The sequence below is a fragment of the Mycobacterium sp. 1165196.3 genome (genome assembly GCF_001673415.1).
Lineage (GTDB): Bacteria > Actinomycetota > Actinomycetes > Mycobacteriales > Mycobacteriaceae > Mycobacterium > Mycobacterium europaeum_A.
On record NZ_LZLU01000198.1, the window covers coordinates 1 to 19,819 of the forward strand.

Annotated in this window: 17 protein-coding genes, 1 tRNA gene and 1 pseudogene; 10 read left to right on the forward strand and 9 right to left on the reverse strand. The window is 70.9% G+C overall.

Annotated elements, in window-relative coordinates:
• The 5 genes from A5659_RS20710 to selD form a co-directional block, all read right to left on the reverse strand.
• On the reverse strand, positions 1–721 hold a 721-nt coding region (locus A5659_RS20710; protein WP_231997952.1), incomplete at its 3' end, for a TIGR03557 family F420-dependent LLM class oxidoreductase.
• 72 nt (positions 722–793) lie between these two features.
• Positions 794–1,879, reverse strand: a complete 1,086-nt coding sequence (gene nrfD / locus A5659_RS20715) for an NrfD/PsrC family molybdoenzyme membrane anchor subunit (protein WP_066878728.1) — start codon at positions 1,877–1,879, stop codon at positions 794–796.
• Positions 1,876–2,859 carry a 4Fe-4S dicluster domain-containing protein gene (locus tag A5659_RS20720; protein ID WP_067183907.1) on the reverse strand — a complete coding sequence of 328 codons (984 nt, stop codon included), beginning with the start codon at positions 2,857–2,859 and terminating at the stop codon, positions 1,876–1,878. The genes nrfD and A5659_RS20720 overlap by 4 nt, the downstream gene beginning before the upstream one ends.
• Complete coding sequence (gene fdh, locus A5659_RS20725) at positions 2,834–6,157, reverse strand: formate dehydrogenase (protein WP_156749295.1); 3,324 nt, start codon at positions 6,155–6,157, stop codon at positions 2,834–2,836. Before fdh ends, A5659_RS20720 begins: the two co-directional genes overlap by 26 nt.
• Before the next feature lie 27 nt (positions 6,158–6,184).
• On the reverse strand, positions 6,185–7,186 hold the full coding sequence (gene selD / locus A5659_RS20735; protein WP_369829391.1) for a selenide, water dikinase SelD: 1,002 nt from the start codon (positions 7,184–7,186) through the stop codon (positions 6,185–6,187).
• A 45-nt stretch (positions 7,187–7,231) separates the two neighbouring features.
• Between selD and A5659_RS20740 the strand changes: the two genes are divergently transcribed.
• From A5659_RS20740 to A5659_RS20750, 3 genes are all read left to right on the forward strand, one after another.
• Positions 7,232–7,326 (forward strand) — tRNA-Sec (locus A5659_RS20740).
• A gap of 18 nt (positions 7,327–7,344) precedes the next feature.
• Positions 7,345–8,637, forward strand: a complete 1,293-nt coding sequence (gene selA, locus A5659_RS20745; RefSeq protein WP_067183914.1) for an L-seryl-tRNA(Sec) selenium transferase — start codon at positions 7,345–7,347, stop codon at positions 8,635–8,637.
• Positions 8,625–10,328 carry a selenocysteine-specific translation elongation factor gene (locus A5659_RS20750; protein WP_067183917.1) on the forward strand — a complete coding sequence of 568 codons (1,704 nt, stop codon included), beginning with the start codon at positions 8,625–8,627 and terminating at the stop codon, positions 10,326–10,328. Before selA ends, A5659_RS20750 begins: the two co-directional genes overlap by 13 nt.
• 9 nt (positions 10,329–10,337) lie before the next feature.
• Here A5659_RS20750 and A5659_RS20755 read toward each other — a convergent pair whose 3' ends face one another.
• A complete protein-coding gene (locus A5659_RS20755) occupies positions 10,338–10,802 on the reverse strand; it encodes a GatB/YqeY domain-containing protein (protein ID WP_067183920.1) in 465 nt (154 codons plus the stop codon).
• Between the two features lie 112 nt (positions 10,803–10,914).
• On the opposite strand from A5659_RS20755, the gene A5659_RS20760 reads away from it, so the two are divergent.
• Genes A5659_RS20760 through A5659_RS20780 form a run of 5 tightly spaced genes read left to right on the forward strand, consistent with a single transcriptional unit; the run spans position 10,915 to position 16,271 of the window.
• Positions 10,915–12,141, forward strand: coding sequence for a hypothetical protein (locus A5659_RS20760; RefSeq protein WP_067183923.1), 1,227 nt, complete (start codon positions 10,915–10,917; stop codon positions 12,139–12,141).
• A 23-nt stretch (positions 12,142–12,164) separates the two neighbouring features.
• A complete protein-coding gene (locus A5659_RS20765; RefSeq protein WP_067183927.1) occupies positions 12,165–12,818 on the forward strand; it encodes a DUF4129 domain-containing protein in 654 nt (217 codons plus the stop codon).
• A complete protein-coding gene (locus tag A5659_RS20770; RefSeq protein ID WP_067183937.1) occupies positions 12,818–13,957 on the forward strand; it encodes a DUF4350 domain-containing protein in 1,140 nt (379 codons plus the stop codon). Before A5659_RS20765 ends, A5659_RS20770 begins: the two co-directional genes overlap by 1 nt.
• Complete coding sequence (locus A5659_RS20775; RefSeq protein ID WP_369829392.1) at positions 13,840–14,949, forward strand: AAA family ATPase; 1,110 nt, start codon at positions 13,840–13,842, stop codon at positions 14,947–14,949. The genes A5659_RS20770 and A5659_RS20775 overlap by 118 nt, the downstream gene beginning before the upstream one ends.
• Positions 14,949–16,271, forward strand: a complete 1,323-nt coding sequence (locus A5659_RS20780; protein ID WP_066878744.1) for a DUF58 domain-containing protein — start codon at positions 14,949–14,951, stop codon at positions 16,269–16,271. Before A5659_RS20775 ends, A5659_RS20780 begins: the two co-directional genes overlap by 1 nt.
• A 10-nt stretch (positions 16,272–16,281) precedes the next feature.
• Here A5659_RS20780 and A5659_RS20785 read toward each other — a convergent pair whose 3' ends face one another.
• The gene (locus A5659_RS20785) at positions 16,282–17,274 is read right to left on the reverse strand and encodes a stage II sporulation protein M (RefSeq protein WP_066868366.1); all 993 of its coding nucleotides are present in this window, start codon (positions 17,272–17,274) and stop codon (positions 16,282–16,284) included.
• A gap of 77 nt (positions 17,275–17,351) precedes the next feature.
• Between A5659_RS20785 and A5659_RS20790 the strand changes: the two genes are divergently transcribed.
• Positions 17,352–18,269 (forward strand): RDD family protein, encoded by a 918-nt coding sequence (locus A5659_RS20790; RefSeq protein WP_067183930.1) that lies wholly within the window; start codon positions 17,352–17,354, stop codon positions 18,267–18,269.
• On the opposite strand, the gene A5659_RS20795 is transcribed toward A5659_RS20790, so the two are convergent.
• A complete protein-coding gene (locus A5659_RS20795; protein ID WP_066868362.1) occupies positions 18,266–18,655 on the reverse strand; it encodes a hypothetical protein in 390 nt (129 codons plus the stop codon). The two genes, A5659_RS20790 and A5659_RS20795, sit on opposite strands and share 4 nt — an antisense overlap.
• 201 nt (positions 18,656–18,856) lie before the next feature.
• Between A5659_RS20795 and A5659_RS20800 the strand changes: the two genes are divergently transcribed.
• Positions 18,857–19,549: a PadR family transcriptional regulator gene (locus A5659_RS20800; RefSeq protein WP_231997954.1), complete on the forward strand. Its 693-nt coding sequence runs from the start codon at positions 18,857–18,859 to the stop codon at positions 19,547–19,549.
• A gap of 44 nt (positions 19,550–19,593) precedes the next feature.
• On the opposite strand, the pseudogene A5659_RS20805 reads toward A5659_RS20800, so the two are convergent.
• Positions 19,594–19,819: pseudogene (locus A5659_RS20805) on the reverse strand (PadR family transcriptional regulator); the annotation flags it as partial.

The window sequence follows — 19,819 nt, forward strand, 5'->3', positions numbered from 1 at the left end:
CGACGTGCCGGTCGGCATCGGGGTGGCGATGGCGGGTGCGCGGGGCGTCGACAAGTTCGCCAAGCTGGCCGACCACCTCATTGCGGTGGAGCCGGACGCCGAACTCGTCAGGGAATGGCACTCCGCCCGCCAAGCCGCCAACCTCGCGGGCGGCGGACGGGTGGTCGGCCAGCTTGGCGAACTTGTCGACGCCCCGCGCACCCGCCATCGCCACCCCGATGCCGACCGGCACGTCGGGCACATCCCACAGCCGGGCCGAGTCGACCTGGAAATAGTCGCCGGTGAAGTCCACCAGTTGCCCGCCGAACAGCTCCCGGATGATCTTGATCGCCTCGCGCAGCATGTCCTGCCGGCGCGTGACGGTCGGCCAGCCCTTGCCGACGACGTGTTCGTTGAGGTTTTCACCGCTGCCCAGGCCCAGGGTGAACCGGCCGTCGGACAGGATCTGCACGGTGGCCGCCTGCTGGGCGACGACGGCGGGGTGATAGCGCATCGTCGGGCACGTCACATAGGTGTAGAGGTCGACCCGCTCGGTGGCCTGTGCCACCGCACCCAGCACCGCCCAGGCGTTCGGCGCGTGTCCTTGCGTGGTGAGCCACGGCGAGAAGTGATCGCTGCACACGTGGAAGTCGAAGCCGCGCTCTTCGGCCGAAACCGCATATCGGACAAGGTCTTTGGGTCCACTCTGCTCGGTCATCAAAGTGTAGCCAAAATTCGTCATGCGTGACGGAGTACCCGACTACACAGAGCGCAAACGACGCCCTCGGTTACGACCCGCTGTGCGGCCGCGCCCTCAGCCCGCGGTGGTGATCGAGTCCCCGGTCACCCCGGCGGCCCGGCGCGCGGCGAGCCGGCGCTTCTGCGGCTCGATCGTGTAGCGAGGGTCGCCGGCCGATTCCTTGCCGGCCTCGAAGAAACCGAACCTCAGTGCGGCGGATGCCGTCAGCAACGCGAGGCCGGACAGGACCGCGACGCCGCGGCGCCGCCCGCCCAGCAGCGCGCCCAAACCGCCTGCGGCGGCGAGCCATTCGCTGGCCGTCAGGAGCCGTCCGGGCGTGCCGTGATGCAGCGGTTCCCTGGTCACCGGGTCCATCCGGCGCTCCATCACCCGAGTGCAGATCAGGTCGCCGACCGCGCCGATGACGGCGAGCTTGCGGGCGGGCCCGGCCTCGGCGACCCCGGTGGTGATCATCGCCAATCCCGAGGCGGCCAGGCTCGCCGAACTGACGAACACGAACGGCAGGTCCCGATACGCGGCGTTCCACGTCGGGGTCGCGGTGTCGGTGAGCAGCACCGCGGTGTAGACGGCGAGCGGCGCCGCGAACACCGCGGCTTCCAGTCCGGCCGGCCCCTCCACGGCGCGCAGCACGGGCCGCAACGGGCCCAACGGGATTCGCTCGCCGGTCATCCGGTCGACCTCGGCGGCAGAGGCAACGCCGATGCCGGCCGAGAACAGGCTGAGAATCCAGGAGCCGATGCTCATCGGCGAGGTCAGCTTGACCGTCCTCAGCATGTTGACGAAGCGCTCGGGCCGGCCCAGATCCTTCACCAGGGCGAGCGCACCCAGGGCGACCGCGATCAGCGCGGAGAGCCTGGTGTTGCGGCGCAACGTGTTTCGCCCGGTGAGCTGGGCACCGGCCGCCAGCAATCCGGAGCCGCCGGCGACGCCGCCCAGGAACAGGTAGGCCGCGACTTCGTGTCCCCACGGCGCGGGCTTGACCACCGGCCGCCCGTAATACGAGGTGAACTCGGCGTCGGGGACCATCGGCATCTCGCGGGAGCCGTCCGCGCCGCCGCGCCGGCCCGCGCGCCTGCCTTTGCGCCGCTTGCCGCCCTGGGGCTCCGGCGGACGGAAGCTGTCGAATTCCGACGTGCTCATCGGCTCCTCCAAAACGCCAGCGCGGCCGCGCCGACCATGCCGGCCGCGGCCAGGCCGGCGCGCTTGAACATGGCCGGCAGATCGGCCGTGCAGACCCGCGGGTCGGGCGGCAGCCCGTACACCTCCGGCTCGTCGAGCAGCAGGAACACCGACCCGGTGCCGCCGACGCCGTCATTCTCGTTGGCGCCGTAAAGCCTTGCCTCCGTGCGCCCCTCGGCGTGCAGCTGGGCGACCCGCTCGCGCGCCTGGGCCACCAGCTCGTCGTGATCGCCGAACTTGATCGATGTCGTCGGGCAGGTCTGGGCGCACGCCGGGATCTGGTCCTCGACCAGGCGGTCGTAGCAGAGCGTGCACTTCTGGGCGACCCCGGTGACGAACTCCTCCTTCGGCCGGCCCGGACGTTCCACCGGCGTCGCGTAGGTGCCGTCGCTGCGCCGTTCGACCACGCCGAACGGGCAGCCCGCCACGCAGGTGCCGCAGCCGTTGCAGACGTCGTGCTGCACCACCACCGTGCCGAACTCGGTGCGGAACAGCGCGCCCGTCGGGCAGACGTCCAGGCAGCCGGCGTGCGTGCAATGCTTGCACACGTCCGACGACATCAACCAGCGAAACTCCGGGGTTTGCAGCGGCTGCGAAACCGGTTCGGCAGCAGCGGTTTTCGCGGCGCCGGGCAAGGCGGGCATGCCGAGATCGATCAGGGCACGGCCGGATTCGCGGGCCTCTTCGATGCGCTCCCGGCCCTGCTCGATGAAGGCCACGTGCCGCCAGGTGCTGGCGCCCAGCGCGCCGGTATTGTCGTACGAGGACCCCAGCAGCTCGAGGTCGCCGTCGCGCGGGTTGCGGTTCCACTCCTTGCAGGCGACCTCGCAGGCCTTGCAGCCGATGCAGATCGAGGTGTCGGTGAAAAAACCCTTGCGCGGCTTGGCGTCCGGCCATCCGGCCGCCGCGGCCGGGTCAGTCGGCCCGGTCAGCTGACCCATCGGCTCCTCCTTCCCAGGCGGCGTCACTCACCCGTGTGTTGCCGGTTTCGGTGGTGACGCCCGAGCGTGACTGGTAGTCGGCGATCAGCCGCAACAAATCCTCGCCCTGCGGGCGGCGGCCCGGCCGGATGTCGCACGACCCGGCCTTGGACTCCTGGATCTGCACGTTGGGATCGAGCGTCACACCGAGCAGGTCGTTGGCCGCGTCCCCGCTGACCACCGCGTCGCTGCCGACTCCCCAGTGGTAGGGCAAGCCGATCTGGTGCACGGTGTGGCCGTTGATGATCAGCGGGCTCACCCGCTGGGTGACCAGCACCCGGGCTTCGATCGCGGCGCGGGGCGAGATGATGGTGGCCCACCCGTAGGGCTCGAGGCCGCGCTCGGCGGCCAGTTCCGGGGACACCTCGCAGAACATCTCCGGTTGCAGCTCGGAGAGGTAGGGCAGCCACCGGCTCATGCCGCCCGCGGTGTGATGCTCGGTGAGCCGGTAGGTGGTGAACACGTACGGGTAGACGTCGGCGCCCGGGTCACCGGCGCTGGGTGCGCTCAGATTGTCCTTGCGCGGGAACGTGATTCGCGCGGGATTGCGCTGCTGCGGATACAGCGCGTTGGTCACCGGTGACTCCTGCGGCTCGTAGTGCGTGGGCAACGGCCCGTCGACCACACCCTTCGGCGCGAACAGCCAGCCCTTGCCGTCGGCCTGCATGATGAACGGGTCGTCCCCGGCCAGCGCGTCGGGTCCGCCGAGATCGGGGTCGGGCCGGCTGCCGGGAGCCCGGTCGGCCACGAAGTCCGGGACGTCGTAGCCGACCCAGCGGCCCTGCTCCTCGTCCCACCAGACGTAGCGCTTGCGCTCGCTCCACGGCTTGCCGTCCGGGTCGGCCGACGCGCGGTTGTAGAGCACCCGCCGGTCCGCGGGCCACGCCCAGCCCCATTCCGATTGGCTCGGCGACTCACCGCCGTGCGGCACCCGGCGCGCCGCCTGGTTGGTGGCGTTCGCGTAGACCCCGGTGTAGATCCAGCAGCCGGCGGCGGTCGACCCGTCGGCGCGCAGCTCGGTGTAGGACGTCAACGGCCCGGAGCCGTCGACGCGATAGCCGTTGACCTCGGCCAGCACCGCTTCCCCGTCGGGCTCGCCGTGCTCGTCGGCCGGGTAGTCCCAGGTCAGGTCCAGCAGCGGCCGGTCGCGCTCGTCGGTCGACCCGGCCAGCCGTTGCCGGATCCGTTTGCCGAGCTCGTAGAAGAACTGCAGTTCGCTCTGGCACTGGCCCGGCGGCTCGACGGCCTTGTGCCGCCACTGCACCAGCCGCTGCGTCTGGGTGAACGATCCGGCCTTCTCCACATGCGTCGCGGCGGGCAGGAAGAACACCTCGGTGTCGATCTCGGAGGTCTTGAGTTCGCCCGAGGCGATCTCGGGTCCGTCCTTCCACCAGGTGGCCGATTCGATGAGGTTGAGATCGCGGACCACCAGCCACTTGAGATGTGACATGCCCATCCGCTGCATGCGGCCGTGGGCCGAACCGACCGCGGGGTTCTGGCCGAGCAGGAAGTAGCCCTCGACCTCGTCGTCAAGCATCCCCATCACGGTCTGATAGGTGCCGTGCGGGCCGGACAACCGCGGCAGATAGTCATAGGCCCAGTCGTTGTCGGCGGTCGCCGCGTCCCCCCACCACGCCTTGAGCAGACTGACGGTGTAGGCATCGGCGTTGGCCCAGAAGCCTTTCTGCTTCTTGGATCCGACCGCGTCGAGGTAGTCGGCCAGGGTGTCGTGCATGCCCGCCTTGGGCATCGGCAGGTACCCGGGCAGCAGGTTGAACAGCGTCGGGATGTCGGTGGAGCCCTGGATGGTGGCGTGGCCGCGCAGCGCCATGATGCCGCTGCCCGGACGGCCGACGTTGCCCATCAGCAGCTGCAAAATCGTTGCGGTGCGGATGAATTGGGCGCCGAGCGTGTGCTGGGTCCAGCCGACGGCGTAGGCGAAGCAGGTGGTGCGCTCGCGCCCGGAGTTCTCCACGATGGATTGGGCCAGGTAGTCGAAATCCTCGCGGCTGATACCGCAGACGTCCTTGACCATTTCCGGGGTGTAGCGGGCGTAGTGGCGCTTGAGGATCTGGAACACGGTCCGGGGGTGCTGCAGGGTTTCGTCGCGCTTCACGTTGGCGTGCGCCAGCGGCGGGCCGCCGCTGCCGTGCTCCTGTCCGGCTCCGCTTTCCGAGGCGGTGGTGCCGTGCGTGTGGCCCCCGCCCGGGGACTCGATCTGGCCGTTGCCCTGCTCGTCGTAGGCCCAGCTCGACGTGTCGTACTGCCCGGTTTCGGGGTCGAATCCGGAGAACAGGCCACCGAGATCCTCGGTGTCCCTGAAGTTCTCGTTGATCAGGGTGGCGGCGTTGGTGTAGGCGACGACGTACTCGGAGAACCACAGGTCGTTGGACAGGATGTGGTTGATCAGCGCGCCGAGCAGCACCACGTCCGAACCGGCGCGGATCGGGATGTGCCGGTCGGAGACCGCCGAGGTCCGGGTGAAGCGCGGGTCGACATGGATCACCCGGGCACCGCGCGCCTTGGCCTCTTCCACCCACTGGAACCCGACCGGGTGGCACTCGGCCATGTTGGAGCCCTGGATGACAATGCAGTCGGCATTGGCCATGTCTTGCAGTGATTGGGTGGCGCCGCCGCGCCCGAAGGAGGCTCCCAGACCGGGAACCGTGGCGCTGTGTCAAATACGAGCTTGGTTCTCGATCTGAATGGCGCCCGCGGCGGTGAAGAGCTTCTTGATGAGGTAGTTCTCTTCGTTGTCCAGGGTGGCACCGCCGAGCGCGGCGATGCCCATGGTGCGGCGCAGCAGGTTGCCCTTCTTGTCGATGTCCTGCCAGCTGTTGCGCCGCGATTCCACGAAGCGGTCGGCGATCATGTCGATCGCGGTGTCGAGCTCCAGCGGTTGCCACTCGGTGGCCCGCGGCGGGCGGTAGAGCACCTGCAGCTGCCGGCCGGGCGAATTCACCAGCTGCTCGCTGGCAGAACCCTTGGGGCACAAGCGTCCCCGCGAGATCGGCGAATCGGGATCGCCCTCGATCTGGACCACCCGCTCGTCCTTGACGTACACCCGCTGCCCGCAGCCGACGGCGCAGTACGGGCACACGCTCTGCACGACGCGGTCGGCCGTGGTGGTGCGCGGCGCCAGCGCGCGGGTCTGTTTGGAGGTGACCGCCGAGCCGCGGCCAAGCTTGTCCGTCGAGCGCAACTGGCGCAGGACGGGCCATTCCAGAAACACTTCGCGCAGAGCTTTTTTCGGGGCCATGTCCTAACCCTAGTGCGGTGGGCCCGATCAGCGCACCACGATGGTGTGCTCGCCGCGCGGTATCAGCTCGCCGATGACCGGCGCCCCGGGGATCTCTCCGGCGATCAGCAGCCCACCGGAAGTCTGCGCGTCGGCGAGCAGCAACGCGTCGTCCTCCCCCACGGCGGACAGGTCGACGTGCGGCGCCACCCAGTCGAGGTTTCGCCGGGTGCCGCCGGAGAGGTAGCCGGCCGCCAGCGCCGCCCGCGCGCCGTCCAGGTAGGGCACCGCCGCCGAATCGATCACCGCCGTCACACCGCTGGCCCGCGCCAGCTTGTGCAGATGCCCGAGCAACCCGAAACCGGTGACGTCGGTGGCACATTGGACCCCGGCCGCCAGCGCCGCCGCGGCCGCGTCGGCGTTGAGCGTGGTCATCACGGCGACCGCCTCCTCGAAGCGCTCCCCGGTGGCCTTGTGCCGGTTGTTCAGCACGCCGACACCCAGCGGTTTGGTCAGCGACAGCGGAGTCCCGGGTTTGCCGGAGTCGTTGCGCAGCAAGCGGTTTGGGTCGGCGATCCCGGTGACCGCCAGCCCGTACTTTGGTTCGGGGTCATCGACGCTGTGCCCGCCGGCCAGGTGGCAGCCGGCCAGTGCGCACACTTCCAGCCCGCCGCGCAGCGTCTCGGCGGCCAACTCGAACGGCAGCACCTCGCGCGGCCAGCCCAGCAGATTCACCGCGACAACCGGGCGCCCGCCCATCGCGTAGACGTCGGACAGCGCGTTGGTGGCAGCGATGCGGCCCCAGTCGTAGGCGTCGTCGACCACCGGGGTGAAGAAGTCCGTGGTCGCGATCAACGCCGTGCCCTCTTGGATGCGCACCACCGCCGCGTCGTCGCCGTTGTCCAGGCCCACCAGCAGCTCCCCGAACGGGTCGCGCGGCGGGTTGGAACCCAGCCCGCGGACCACGTCCTCGAGCTCACCGGGCGGGATCTTGCAGGCGCAGCCGCCCCCGTGGGCGTATTGAGTCAATCGGTACGTCACGGCGTCCATGGTGCCCGCGCGCCGAAGGCTGCGACAATTGGCGCCATGGCTCAAGGAGGCGTGTCCGGTCTGGTGACCGGCGCGGTCTTCAAAACCGTCGAACGGCAGTCGCTGTCGTTGGCGGGTTCAATTCCCGTCCGCCTCCGCCATGTTCTTTCGGGTCCGCGATGACCGATCCGCGCCGACGGGTGCCCGGCACCGACACGCTGCTCGCCGATCCGCGGCTGGCCGCGGCGCAACGGGTGCTGGGCCGCGCGCTGGTGAAGTCGGTGATCGCCACGGCCCAGCGGCGGGCCCGCGCGGGCGAGATCGCACCCGAGCAGGTCGCCGAGCACGCGATCGCCGCGCTGCCCGCCACCGCCTCGAGCCTGCGGCCGGTCATCAACGCCACCGGCGTGGTGGTGCACACCAATCTGGGCCGCGCGCCGCTGTCGCGGGCCGCGCTGGACGCGGTGGTCGCCGCCGGCGGGGCCACCGATGTCGAGTTCGACCTGGCGACGGGCCGGCGCGCGCGCCGGGGCCGGGGCGCGCTGGCCGCGCTGGCCGCCGCGGTCCCGACCGCCGGCGGCGTGCACGTCGTCAACAACAACGCCGCCGCGCTGCTGTTGACCGCCATGACGCTGGCCCCCGGCAAGGAGATCGTGCTCAGCCGCGGCGAACTGGTGGAAATCGGTGACGGCTTCCGCATCCCCGAGCTGCTGGAATCCACCGGGTCGCGGCTGCGCGAGGTAGGCACCACCAACCGCACCAGCCTGCGCGACTACGCCGAGGCGCTGGGCCCGCAGACCGGTTTCGTGCTCAAGGTGCATCCGTCCAACTTCCACGTCACCGGGTTCACCTCGGCCGTGGACGTCGCGACGCTGGCGCCGGAACTGCGCAAGCTCGACGTGCCGCTGGTGGTCGACATCGGCTCGGGCCTGTTGTCGCCGCACCCGGTGCTGCCCGACGAGCCGGACGCGACGTCGATGCTGGCCGACGGCGCCGACCTGGTGACCGCGAGCGGGGACAAGCTGCTCGGCGGGCCGCAGGCCGGGTTGCTCTTCGGCCGCTCCGAGCTGATCGAGCGGATCCGCCGCCATCCCGCGGCGCGCGCCCTGCGGGTGGACAAGTTGACGCTGGCCGCGCTGGAAGCGACGCTGCTCGGGCCGCCCCCGCCGGTGGCCCAGGCGCTGGCCGCCGACGTCGACCGGCTGCGGGCGAGGGCCGAGACGCTGGCCGCCGGGCTGGCAGGGGCTGCGGCGGTGGACTGCGTCGCGGCCGTCGGCGGTGGCGGGGCGCCAGGGGTCGAATTGCCCAGCGCCGCGGTCAGTTTGCCCGAGTCCTACGCGGCCGCGCTCCGGCTCGGCACCCCGCCCGTGGTCGGCCGCCTGGAGGGCGGCCGCTGTCTGCTCGACCTGTGCACGGTGGCACCCGAGGACGACGAGCTGCTGGCCGCGGCGGTACGGGCGTGTTCGTCTTAGCCACCGCCGGACACGTCGATCACGGCAAATCGACTCTGCTGCAACGGATTACCGGGATGTGGCCGGATCGCCTGGCCGAAGAGCAGCGCCGTGGCCTGACCATCGATCTGGGCTTCGCGTGGACCGAGCTGGACGGGCGCCAGCTCGCGTTCGTCGACGTGCCGGGCCACGAGCGGTTCGTGGCCAACATGCTGGCAGGCCTGGGGCCAGTCCCCTTGAACGGCGGAGTGGTGTTCGTCGTCGCGGCCACCGAGGGGTGGATGCCGCAGTCGGAGGAACATCTGGCGGCGCTGGACGCGCTCGGCGTCCGCCACGGGCTGCTGGTGATCAGCAAGGCCGACCTCGCCGATCCGGGCCCGGCCGTCACCCAGGCGTCCGAACGGCTTGCCGCCACCTCGCTCGCCGGTGCTCCCGTGGCTATCGGCACCGACCTGGGCCGGGTGCGCGCCGAACTGGTGGCGCTGACCGACCGGCTGCCCGCCCCGGACCCCGCGGCCGACGTGCGGCTGTGGGTGGACCGCAGCTTCACGGTCCGGGGTGCCGGGACGGTCGTCACCGGCACGCTGGCCGCCGGCACGGTGCGGGTGGGCGACGAACTCGAGCACGCCGGGCGCCGCGTCACCGTCCGCGGGCTGCAATCGTTGGGCCGCAACCATTCCGAGGTCGGCGCGGTGGCCCGGGTCGCGCTGAATCTGCGCGGCGTCGACCGGCACGACATCGGTCGCGGGGACACCGTGCGCACGCCGGGCGCCTGGCTGGACACCGCGGAGATCGACGTGGCCCTGCGATCGGCGGACTCGCTGGGCCGCCAGCTCATGCTCCATGTCGGGTCGGCGGCTGTGCCGGTGCAGGTTCGCCGGCTGGGGCCGGCCGCGGCGCGCCTGCGGCTGGCCAGGCCGCTGCCGTTGCGGGTGGGCGACATCGGGTTGCTCCGCGACCCCGGACAGCACCGGATCGCGGCGGGCATCGGGGTGCTCGACGTCCGCCCTCCCGCGCTGCGGCGGCGCGGCGCGGCGCGGGTTCGCGCCGCAGAACTGGCCACCGGCCAGGTCCGCGCCCCCGACGTCGCGCGCGCGGCCGACCTGCGCGCCATGGGTCTGCCGCCGCGCGGGCAGCGGGTGGGCGACTGGGTGGTGGACCCGCAGTGGTGGGCGGCGCGGCGCGAGGATGCCACCGCGGCGGTGCGGCGCTGGGTGGGCGAGCACGACATCGCGGCGGGCATGCCGCTCGAGACGTTGCGGCAGCAGGTCGGGTTGCCCGCCGCCGAATTGCTGCCGAAGTTGCTGGACGGCACGGGTCTCGAGGTGGCCGACGGGTTGGTCCGCCCGCCCGCGTCGGGCCTGCCGGCCCGCGTCGACAAGGCCGTGCGCACGGTCGAGGACTGGCTGGCCGCCGAGCCGTTCCGGGCGCCCGAGGCCGACGAGCTGGCCGAGCTGAACCTGGGTCCTCGCGAGCTGGCCGCGGCGGTGCGGGCCGGGCGGCTGACGCGGATCGCCGACGGGGTGGTGCTGGGGCCCGACGCGCTGGACCGGGCCGCCACCGTGCTGGCGGGCCTGTCCCAACCGTTCACCGTCAGCGAGGCGCGCCGGGCGCTGGGCACCACCCGGCGGGTGGCGGTGCCGCTGCTGGAACACCTCGACGCCCGGCGCGCGACGCGCCGCGGCGATGACGGAACCCGGGTGGTGCTCTGACCCGGTGGGCTACAGCCGCTCTTTGACAGCGGCCGAGAGGCGGGCGCCGTCGGCCTTGCCGGCGGCGATCGCGGTGGCGGCCTTCATCACCATGCCCATCTGCTTCATCCCGGGGCGTTCGCCGATTACCTCGGCGACCTGCGCGATCGCGGTGTCCGCGACGTCGGCCACCTCGGCCTCGGTGAGCGGGGTGGGCAGGTACTCGTCGATGATCCGGCCCTCGGCGTGCTCGTTGGCGGCGAGCTCCCCGCGGCCGTTCTGGGTGTAGATCTCCGCGGATTCGCTCCGCTTGCGGGATTCCTTGGCCAGGACCTTGATGACCTCTTCGTCGGTGAGGTCTCTGGCCTCCTTGCCGGAGACCTCCTCGGTCTGGATCGCGGCTAACAGCATGCGCAGGGTGGCCGTTCGCAACTTGTCCTGGGCCTTCATCGCCGCGGTCAGGTCCGACCGGATCCGGGCTTTGAGTTCCGCCATGTCTGAGACGCTACGCGCCGGGTGGGGGGTCGACGTTGTGAAATGCCCCGGCCGCCGACAGGATGGAGCCCATGACGAACGACGCGCCCGGCTGTAAAGGCCGCGGGGTTCGGTGAGCGCGCCGCCGCCTGGTAATCCGGTTGGTCCGCCACCGGCATACGGCCCACCACCTCAATACGGTCCGCCGCCGGGATACGGCCCACCGCCATACGGCCCGCCCGCGTATGGCCCGCCGCCCGGCTACCCGCCCCCGTCGGGCTACGGCCCCCCGCCGGGCTACGGCGCTGCGCCCGGATACGGGCCGCCCTCGGGTTATGGCGCCGCACCGGGCTACGGATCGCCGCCACCGTTCGGGCCGCCGTCGGGCTACGGAGCAGTCAAACCCGGGATCATCCCGCTGCGCCCGCTCACCCTCGGCGACATCTTCAACGGCGCGGTCGGCTATGTCCGAGCGAACCCCAAAGCGACGTTGGGGCTGACCGCCATCGTCGTGGTCATCATGCAGATCATCACCAAGGTCGCGTTCTTCGGGCCGCTGGCCGCCGCCGACAGGTTCGGCAGCGATGCGCCCGGCGAACTGAGCTCGGGGGTGCTGGGCGCCTGGACGGCCTCGGTGGGTGGCGGCATCCTGGTCGGCTGGCTGGGCGGCATGCTGCTGTCGGGCATGCTCACCGTCATCGTCGGGCGGGCGGTGTTCGGGTCACCGATCACCATCGGCGAGACCTGGGCCAAGATCCGTGGGCGGCTGCTGGCCCTGCTCGGCCTGGCCCTGCTGGAAGCCGCCGTGGTGGCGGCCCTCGCCGGGCTGGTCGCGGTGATCATCGGGGTGCTGGCGGCGGTCGGCAACGCCGCGGCGGCCGTGGTGTTGGGCATCCCGTTGGTGCTGGCCGTCCTCGCGTTCCTGACGTACCTGTACACGGTGGTGCTGTTCGCCCCGGTGCTGATCGTGCTGGAGCGGCTGCCGGTCATGGACGCAATCACCCGGTCCTTCAAGCTGATTCGCCACGGCTTCTGGCGGGTGCTGGGCATCCGGCTGCTGACGTTCCTGGTGGCAGCCGTGGTCGCCAACGCCGTAGCGGTGCCCTTCAGCCTCGTCGGCCAGTTCTTCCAGGTCACCTCGTCCAGCACGGCGTTCCTGGTCAGCACCGCGATCCTGTCGGTGGGGGCGGCGATCGGTGAGATCATCACCGCGCCCTTCAACGCGGGAGTCATCGTGCTGCTGTACACCGACCGCCGGATGCGCGCCGAAGCATTCGATCTGGTGTTGCAGAGCGGAGCCGCCCAGGGGCCCTACGCGGCCGCTTCCACCGACAACCTCTGGCTGACCCGGCCCCTGTAAGGGCCGAAAAGGATTGCCGCAGGATGCCTTCCATCGACATCGACCGCGATGCCGCACACCGCGCCGCACAGGACGAGCTCAACAAACCCAGCTATTCGAAGGGCTCCGCGCGAGAACACTTCGTCGACTGGCTCAACGACCTGATCTACCGGCTGCTGCAGAAGACCTCGACGATTCCGGGCGGATGGCTCACCGCCACAGTGCTTTTCATCCTGCTCGCCATCGCGGTGCTCGTCGGCGTCTACGTTCTGCGCCACACCATGCGCACCCGCCGCGGCGGCGACCACTCGTTGTTCGAGGCCGCCCAACTGACCGCCGCCCAGCATCGCGCGACGGCCGAGAACCATGCGGCGCAGGGCGACTGGGCGGCGGCGATCCGTCACCGGCTGCGGGCCGTCGCCCGCCAGCTCGAAGAGACCCGGGTGCTGACACCCGCCCCCGGCCGCACGGCCAACGAGCTGGCCCGCGACGCCGGCGCCGCGCTGCCCCATCTGGCCGGCGAATTGACGCAAGCGGCATCGGCTTTCAACGACGTCACGTACGGTGAACAACCCGGCACCCAGCCCGCCTACCAGATGATCGCCGAGCTGGACGACCACCTGCGGTCCCGCTGGCAGGGCGGACCGCTGGGACCCGGCCGGGCGGAAGCCCCCGAGTCGTGGGCGGCGGTGCGCTGATGGCGACGACCACCGGTGTGACTCCCGAAACCACGCCGCGGCGCTGGCGCACCTGGCGGTGGGTGCTCGTCACGCTGCTGGTGCTCGCGGTCATCGCCGGCGTCGATGCCTATTTGACCGCGCCGCGGCCCGGCGCACGCATGGACCCGGGGGCGACCGGACCCGACGGCGCCCACGCACTGGTGGAATTGCTGCGCAACGCCGGAGTCGACGTCGTGGTGGCCAACAACATCGCCGACGTCGAACACGCGGCGCGCCCCGATGCGCTGATCCTGGTGGCCCAGAGCCAATACCTCACCGACACGCTGCTGGACCGGCTGGCCAGCGTCCATTCGGACCTGCTGCTGGTGGAACCGACGACACGGACCCGCGAGGCGCTGCTGCCGGACATCCGGATCTCGGGCGCCAACGGTTTCGACCTCGACCCGAATTGCACGCTGCGCGAGGCGGTTCGGGCCGGCTCGGTGCGGCTCGGGCCCAGTAACACCTACGAGCCCAAAGGCGGGCGCGCGATGACCCGCTGCTACGACGGCGCGCTGATCCGCTTCCGCGACGACGGCCGCACCATCACAGCGGTCGGCAACACCGACTTCATGACCAACGGCGGCCTGCTGCAAGCGGGCAACGCGGCCCTGGCGATGAACCTCGCCGGCGACCGGCCCCGGCTCATCTGGTACGCGCCGCATCAGGTCGAGGGTGAATCCTCAGCCAAGGCATCGCTTTTCGAGCTGATCCCGCCCAATGTCATCTGGATCGTGGGTCAACTGGCACTGGTAGTGCTGCTGGTCGCCCTGTGGAAGGGCCGCCGCCCCGGGCCCCTGGTGGCCGAGGAGCTGCCCGTGGTGGTCCGCGCGTCGGAGACGGTCGAGGGTCGCGGGCGGCTGTACCGGTCCCGACGGGCACGCGACCGCGCGGCCACCGCCTTGCGCGCCGCCACGGTCGCGCGGCTGCTGCCGCGGCTGGGCCTGGGCGCGGGCGCGTCACCCGATGCGGTGGTGACCACCGCGGCCCAGCGCATCGGATCCGATCCGGCGTTCGTCTCCTACCATCTGTTCGGTCCGCCCCCGACGACCGACAACGACCTGTTACAACTTGGCCGTGCGCTCGACGAAATCGAAAGGCAGGTCGCACACCCGTGACACAGTCCCCTTCCGCTCCACAAGCCGATACCGCCTCATCCCCCACCGCTGAATCGGCACGCGAGGCACTGCTGGCGTTGCGTGGCGAGCTCGCCAAGGCTGTCGTCGGACAGGAGGGCGTGGTCAGCGGCCTGGTGATCGCGCTGCTGTGCCGTGGTCACGTGCTGTTGGAAGGCGTTCCGGGAGTGGCGAAGACGCTACTGGTCCGGGCGCTGTCCGCGGCGCTGCAGCTCGAATTCAAGCGGGTGCAGTTCACCCCCGACCTGATGCCCGGCGACGTGACGGGTTCACTGGTGTACGACGCGCGCACCGCCGCGTTCGTGTTCCGGCCCGGCCCGGTGTTCACCAACCTGCTGCTGGCCGACGAGATCAACCGGACCCCACCCAAGACCCAGGCCGCGCTGCTCGAGGCGATGGAAGAGCGACAGGTCAGCGTCGATGGCCAACCGCAGCCGCTGCCCGACCCGTTCATCGTGGCCGCGACCCAGAACCCGGTCGAATACGAGGGCACCTACCAGCTGCCCGAGGCCCAGCTGGACCGCTTTTTACTCAAACTGAATGTGACGCTGCCGCCGCGGGACGCCGAGATCGCCATCCTGCACCGGCACGCGCACGGCTTCGACCCGCGCGACCTGTCGGCGATCAGCCCGGTGGCCGGGCCCGCCGACCTGGCGGCCGGCCGCGACGCCGTCCAGCGCGTGCTGGTCGGCGACGAGGTGCTCGGTTACATCGTCGACATCGTGGGGGCCACCCGGTCGTCCCCCGCGCTGCAACTGGGCGTGTCCCCCCGCGGTGCCACCGCCCTGCTGGCCACCGCGCGGTCCTGGTCCTGGCTGTCCGGCCGCAACTACGTCACTCCCGACGACGTGAAGGCGATGGCCCGCCCGACGCTGCGGCACCGGGTGATGCTGCGGCCCGAGGCCGAACTCGAAGGGGCCACGCCCGACGGTGTGCTCGACGGGATTCTGGCGTCGGTTCCGGTGCCCCGCTAGTGGTCCTGACCGGACGCACCGGGTTGGTCGCACTGATCTGCGTCCTGCCCATCGCGCTGTCTCCGTGGCCGGCAACGACTTTCGTGGCCCTGCTGATCGCGCTGACGGTTCTGGTGGTCGTCGACATCGTGTTGGCGGCCAGCCCCGCCAGGTTGCGCTACGTCCGTTCCCCGGATCGCTCCGCCCGGCTCGGCCAGCAGGTCGAGTGCGGGCTGTTGATCCGCAACGACGGCCCGCGCAGCTTCCGCGGCCAGATCCGCGACGCCTGGCCGCCCAGCGCCCAGGCGCAGCCGCGCACCCAGCCGATCAACATCGCGGCCGGACAGGACCAGCACGTCACGACCCGGCTGCAACCGCTCCGCCGCGGCGATCAGCGCGCGACGGTGGTGACCGCCCGATCGATCGGTCCGCTGGGGCTGGCGGGACGGCAGGGTTCGCGACAGGTGCCGGGCCAGTTGCGGGTGCTGCCCCCGTTTCTGGCCCGCAAGCACCTGCCGTCGCGACTTGCCAAGCTGCGCGAGATCGACGGCCTGCTGCCCACGCTGGTGCGCGGGCAGGGAACCGAATTCGACTCGCTGCGAGAGTATGTCGTCGGCGACGACGTGCGCTCGATCGACTGGCGCGCCACCGCGCGGCGCGCCGACGTGGTGGTGCGCACCTGGCGGCCCGAACGCGACCGGCGGGTGGTGATCGTGCTCGACACCGGCCGCACGGCGGCGGGTCGGGTCGGTGTCGACCCGACCGCGTCCGATCCGGCGGGCTGGCCGCGGCTCGATTGGTCGATGGACGCCGCGCTGCTGTTGGCGGCCCTGGCATCGCGGGCCGGCGACCATGTCGACTTCCTCGCCCACGACCGGGTGAGCCGGGCCGGTGTGTTCGGCGCCTCGCGCACCGAACTGCTTGCCCAGCTGGTCGACGCGATGGCGCCCCTTCAGCCGACGCTGGTCGAATCCGATTGGCGGGCAATGGTTTCCACTATCGGACTGCGCGCCCGCCGGCGTTCCCTGGTGGTGCTGCTGACCGACCTCAACGCGGCCGCCCTCGACGAGGGCCTGCTGCCCGTGCTGCCGCAACTGTCGGCTAAGCATCGTCTGCTACTGGCCGCGGTTTCCGACCCGCGCGTCGACCAAATGGCCGTCGGGCGTTCGGACGCCGCGGCGGTCTATGACGCGGCGGCCGCCGAACGATCCCGCAACGACCGCGGCGCGATCGCCACGCGGCTGCGCCGCAGCGGGGTGGAAGTCGTCGACGCGCCGCCCACCGAACTGGCACCGGCGCTGGCCGATCACTACCTGGCGATGAAGGCGACCGGGCGGCTGTAGCGATCGCCGCTCAGCGGGTCGGGACGAAGTCCGGCGCGTCCTCCATGTCACCGCTTTCGCCGGCCTGCACGCCGCGGCGGCCGAAGTAGACGATGTAGGACAGGAACGCCACCTCGGCGAGGACGCCGATGCCCACCCGCACGAACGTCGGCAACGGTGACGGCGTCACCAGCGCCTCGATCAATCCCGAAACCAGCAGCACCGCAACCAGACCCACGGCGACCGAGACGACGGCACGCCCCTGCTCGGCGAGCACCTGCCCTCGGGGCCGGTCGCCAGGGGCGATCACCGACCAGCCCAGCCGCATTCCCGTTGCCCCCGAAAGGAATACCGCCGTGAGTTCGAGCAGTCCGTGCGGGGCGAGCAGACCCAGCAGCAGGCCACCCTTGCCGGCCGGAAACATCAGGCCGGCAATGACGCCCAGATTGGCGGCGTTCTCGAACAGCACGAACGGGATGGGCAGCCCCAGCACCACGGACAGCGCGATGCATTGGGCGGACACCCAGGAGTTGTTCACCCAGATCTGCAGCGCGAACGCGGCGGCGGGATGTTCGCTGTAATAGGACTCGACATCGTGGTTGACCAATTGCGCGATGTCACTGGGCGTTCCGAGGGCGGACTGGACGTCGGGACTGCCGGCGACCCACAACGCGACGATCACGACGACGGCGAAGAACGCCGCCGCCGTGGCCAGCCACCACCGCCAGGTGCGGTACGCCACGACCGGGAAGGACACCGTCCAGAACCGGGTGAACGCGCTGCTCAGTGGCGCGTGGGCGCCCGTCACCGCCGAACGGGCCCGCGCGACCAGGCTGGAGAGCCGACCGATCAGCAGCGAATCCGAGGACGCCGAGCGCAGCATCGACAGATGGGTGGAGACCCGCTGATAAAGCTCGACGAGTTCGTCGATTTCCGCACCCGACAACGACCGGCGCCGCCCGATCAATCGGTCCAGGCGGTCCCAGGTAGGGCGATGGGCCAGCACGAACGCATCGACATCCACCCTGGGCAGCCTAATCGCATTCCCGGCGCAGCAAAGTGCGGCCGGCCACGCGGGCCCAACCTGTACCGTTCGAAGTTATGTCGGAGGTGGTGACCGGGGACGCTGTGGTGCTCGATGTGCAGATCGCCCAGCTGCCGGTGCGGACGCTGAGCGCGCTGATCGACATCACGGTCATGGTCATCGGTTACCTGCTCGGCCTGATGTTGTGGGCTGCCACCCTGAGCCAATTCGATACCGCGCTGAGCAACGCGATCCTGCTGATTTTCACGGTGCTGGTGATCGTGGGCTATCCCCTGGTGCTCGAAACGGCGACGCGCGGGCGCTCGGTGGGCAAGATCGCGATGGGGCTGCGGGTGGTGTCCGACGACGGTGGCCCAGAACGCTTCCGCCAGGCCCTGTTTCGCGCCCTGGCGGCGCTGGTGGAAATCTGGATGCTGTTCGGCAGCCCGGCCGTCATCTGCAGCATCCTGTCCCCCAAGGCCAAACGGATCGGCGATATCTTCGCCGGCACGGTGGTGGTCAACGAACGCGGGCCCCGCCTCGGGCCCCCGCCGATGATGCCGCCGTCGTTGGCGTGGTGGGCCTCGTCGCTGCAGCTGTCGGGGATGTCCGTCGGCCAGGTCGAGGTTGCGCGCCAATTCCTTTCCCGGGCAACGCAGCTCGACCGTCAGCTGCGCGTGCAGATGGCATACCGGATCGCCGGTGACGTGGTGGCCCGCATCGCGCCGCCGCCACCGCCCGGCGCCCCGCCGGAACTCGTGCTCGCCGCCGTCCTCGCCGAGCGGCACCGTCGCGAACTGGCCCGGCTGCGCCCCGCCATGCCCGGGCCAGGGCAGACGGGGCCGGCGCCGTGGCCACCGACCGCCCCCGCCTACGGCCCCCAAAGCTGGCCCGGCCCGCCGCCGCCGCAAGTCCCCGGATGGCCGGACCCGCGTTCGAATCACCCCGGCCCGGGAGACTCCTCGGCTCCGGGCGGTTTCTCAGTACCGCACTAGCCCGCCACGCTCGCCGCCATCAGGGCGACGTCGGCGATCAGCAATGCCCATCCGCACAGCGGGACCGCGATGCCCCAACGGCGCTTGGCGGTGAAAATCGAGACGATGATGGCGAGGACGGCGACCGCGGGCGCGCCGTAGAACGCCACGCCGAAATTGATCCCGCCGTGGCCCAGGTTGGGACAGCTGCGATCGCTGCAGCCATCGGTGCTCATGACCGCACCCAGCGCGAAGAGCATCACCAGGGCGGCACCGGGCACCGTCGCCAGCGCCAAACCCCAATTGACCCACGGCCGGGCGTTGGGGCGCCGCGCGCCGCCGGGTCGCCCGTACGCGGCCGGGCCCGCGGGGCCGCCGCCCACCGTGAGGTTGTTGTTGGTGTCCATCCCGATAGCTGGTACCCGCGTCCGGCGCATGCAAACCGCGTCGCGCCCCGGCCGTGGGTGGGCAATCACCGATCTCCGCAGCTCAGCGACCACGCACGCGCCATGTTCAACATATCCAGTTGCATCGCGATAGTTTCCGATATATCGTGATGTTTCGTAGCGCGCGATCGGTGCGCGACCCACCAACGTAAGGACACACCAATGAGCAACCCATTCACTCCCCCAGAAGGTCCATTCGCCGGCCGACCCGGCTTCGGATTCGGTTTCGGCTCCGGCCCGGTCGACCGGCGCGCCCTGCACGAAGCGCGGCGCCAGGCCCGGCGGGACTTTCGCGAGCATCTACGCGACCACGCCGGCAGCCACGACGGCCCGCTCGGCTTCGGTCCCGGTTTCGGCCCGGGCTTCGGTCCCGGTTTCGGTCCGGGCTTCGGCCCCGGTGGCCGGCGCGGCGGATGGCGCCGTGGCGGCCCGGGTCGCGGCAAGCGCGGTGACGTGCGAGCCGCCATCCTCAAGCTGCTGGCCGAGCGGCCGATGCACGGCTACGAGATGATTCAGCTGATCGCCGAGCGCAGCAACGGACTGTGGAAGCCGAGCCCCGGTTCGGTGTACCCGACGCTGCAGCTGCTCGACGACGAAGGCCTGATCACCGCGAGCGAAACCGAAGGCAGCAAGAAGCTTTTCGAGCTGACCGAGCAGGGCCGCACGGCGGCGGAGAAGATCGAGACCCCGCCGTGGGACGAGATCACCGAAGGCGCCGACCCGGCCGATCTGCGGGCCAACTGGCAAGAGGGCAGGCGGTGGGAGCCGGCGTGGAACGACGAGCAGCGCGCCGCCGGTTATGCGGGCTGGCGCAAAGCCGTGCAGCGGACCCTGGATTGGGTCTCCGTAACCTGAGGGGTCACGTGACGTGACCCGATCCAGGGCCCGCTCAGCGGCACTCAGTCTTCGCCGAGGATGCCGTAGATCTCACGCCGCGCATTGTTGAGGATCTCGACGATGCGCTGCTGCTGTTCGGCGGACGCGGTGTGGGCGGACTGCCCGACCGCGCCGAACAACTGGCCTACCGCCGCCCGCAGATTCAGGTGCCCCGGGTCGGCGCCTTCGGTGATCTCGTCCCACGGCGGGGTCTCGATCTTCTCCGCCGCCGTGCGGCCCTGCTCGGTC

What these genes read in the sequence shown, in the direction of transcription:
- A5659_RS20755 (WP_067183920.1), bottom strand. Translation starts at nt 10,802, where the DNA reads ATGGCGGAACTCAAAGCCCGGATCCGGTCGGACCTGACCGCGGCGATG.
- A5659_RS20720 (WP_067183907.1), bottom strand. Translation starts at nt 2,859, where the DNA reads ATGGGTCAGCTGACCGGGCCGACTGACCCGGCCGCGGCGGCCGGATGG.
- A5659_RS20795 (WP_066868362.1), bottom strand. Translation starts at nt 18,655, where the DNA reads ATGGACACCAACAACAACCTCACGGTGGGCGGCGGCCCCGCGGGCCCG.
- selA (WP_067183914.1), top strand. Translation starts at nt 7,345, where the DNA reads ATGACCGATCCGCGCCGACGGGTGCCCGGCACCGACACGCTGCTCGCC.
- nrfD (WP_066878728.1), bottom strand. Translation starts at nt 1,879, where the DNA reads ATGAGCACGTCGGAATTCGACAGCTTCCGTCCGCCGGAGCCCCAGGGC.
- A5659_RS20790 (WP_067183930.1), top strand. Translation starts at nt 17,352, where the DNA reads ATGTCGGAGGTGGTGACCGGGGACGCTGTGGTGCTCGATGTGCAGATC.
- A5659_RS20765 (WP_067183927.1), top strand. Translation starts at nt 12,165, where the DNA reads ATGCCTTCCATCGACATCGACCGCGATGCCGCACACCGCGCCGCACAG.
- A5659_RS20770 (WP_067183937.1), top strand. Translation starts at nt 12,818, where the DNA reads ATGGCGACGACCACCGGTGTGACTCCCGAAACCACGCCGCGGCGCTGG.
- selD (WP_369829391.1), bottom strand. Translation starts at nt 7,186, where the DNA reads ATGGACGCCGTGACGTACCGATTGACTCAATACGCCCACGGGGGCGGC.
- A5659_RS20800 (WP_231997954.1), top strand. Translation starts at nt 18,857, where the DNA reads ATGAGCAACCCATTCACTCCCCCAGAAGGTCCATTCGCCGGCCGACCC.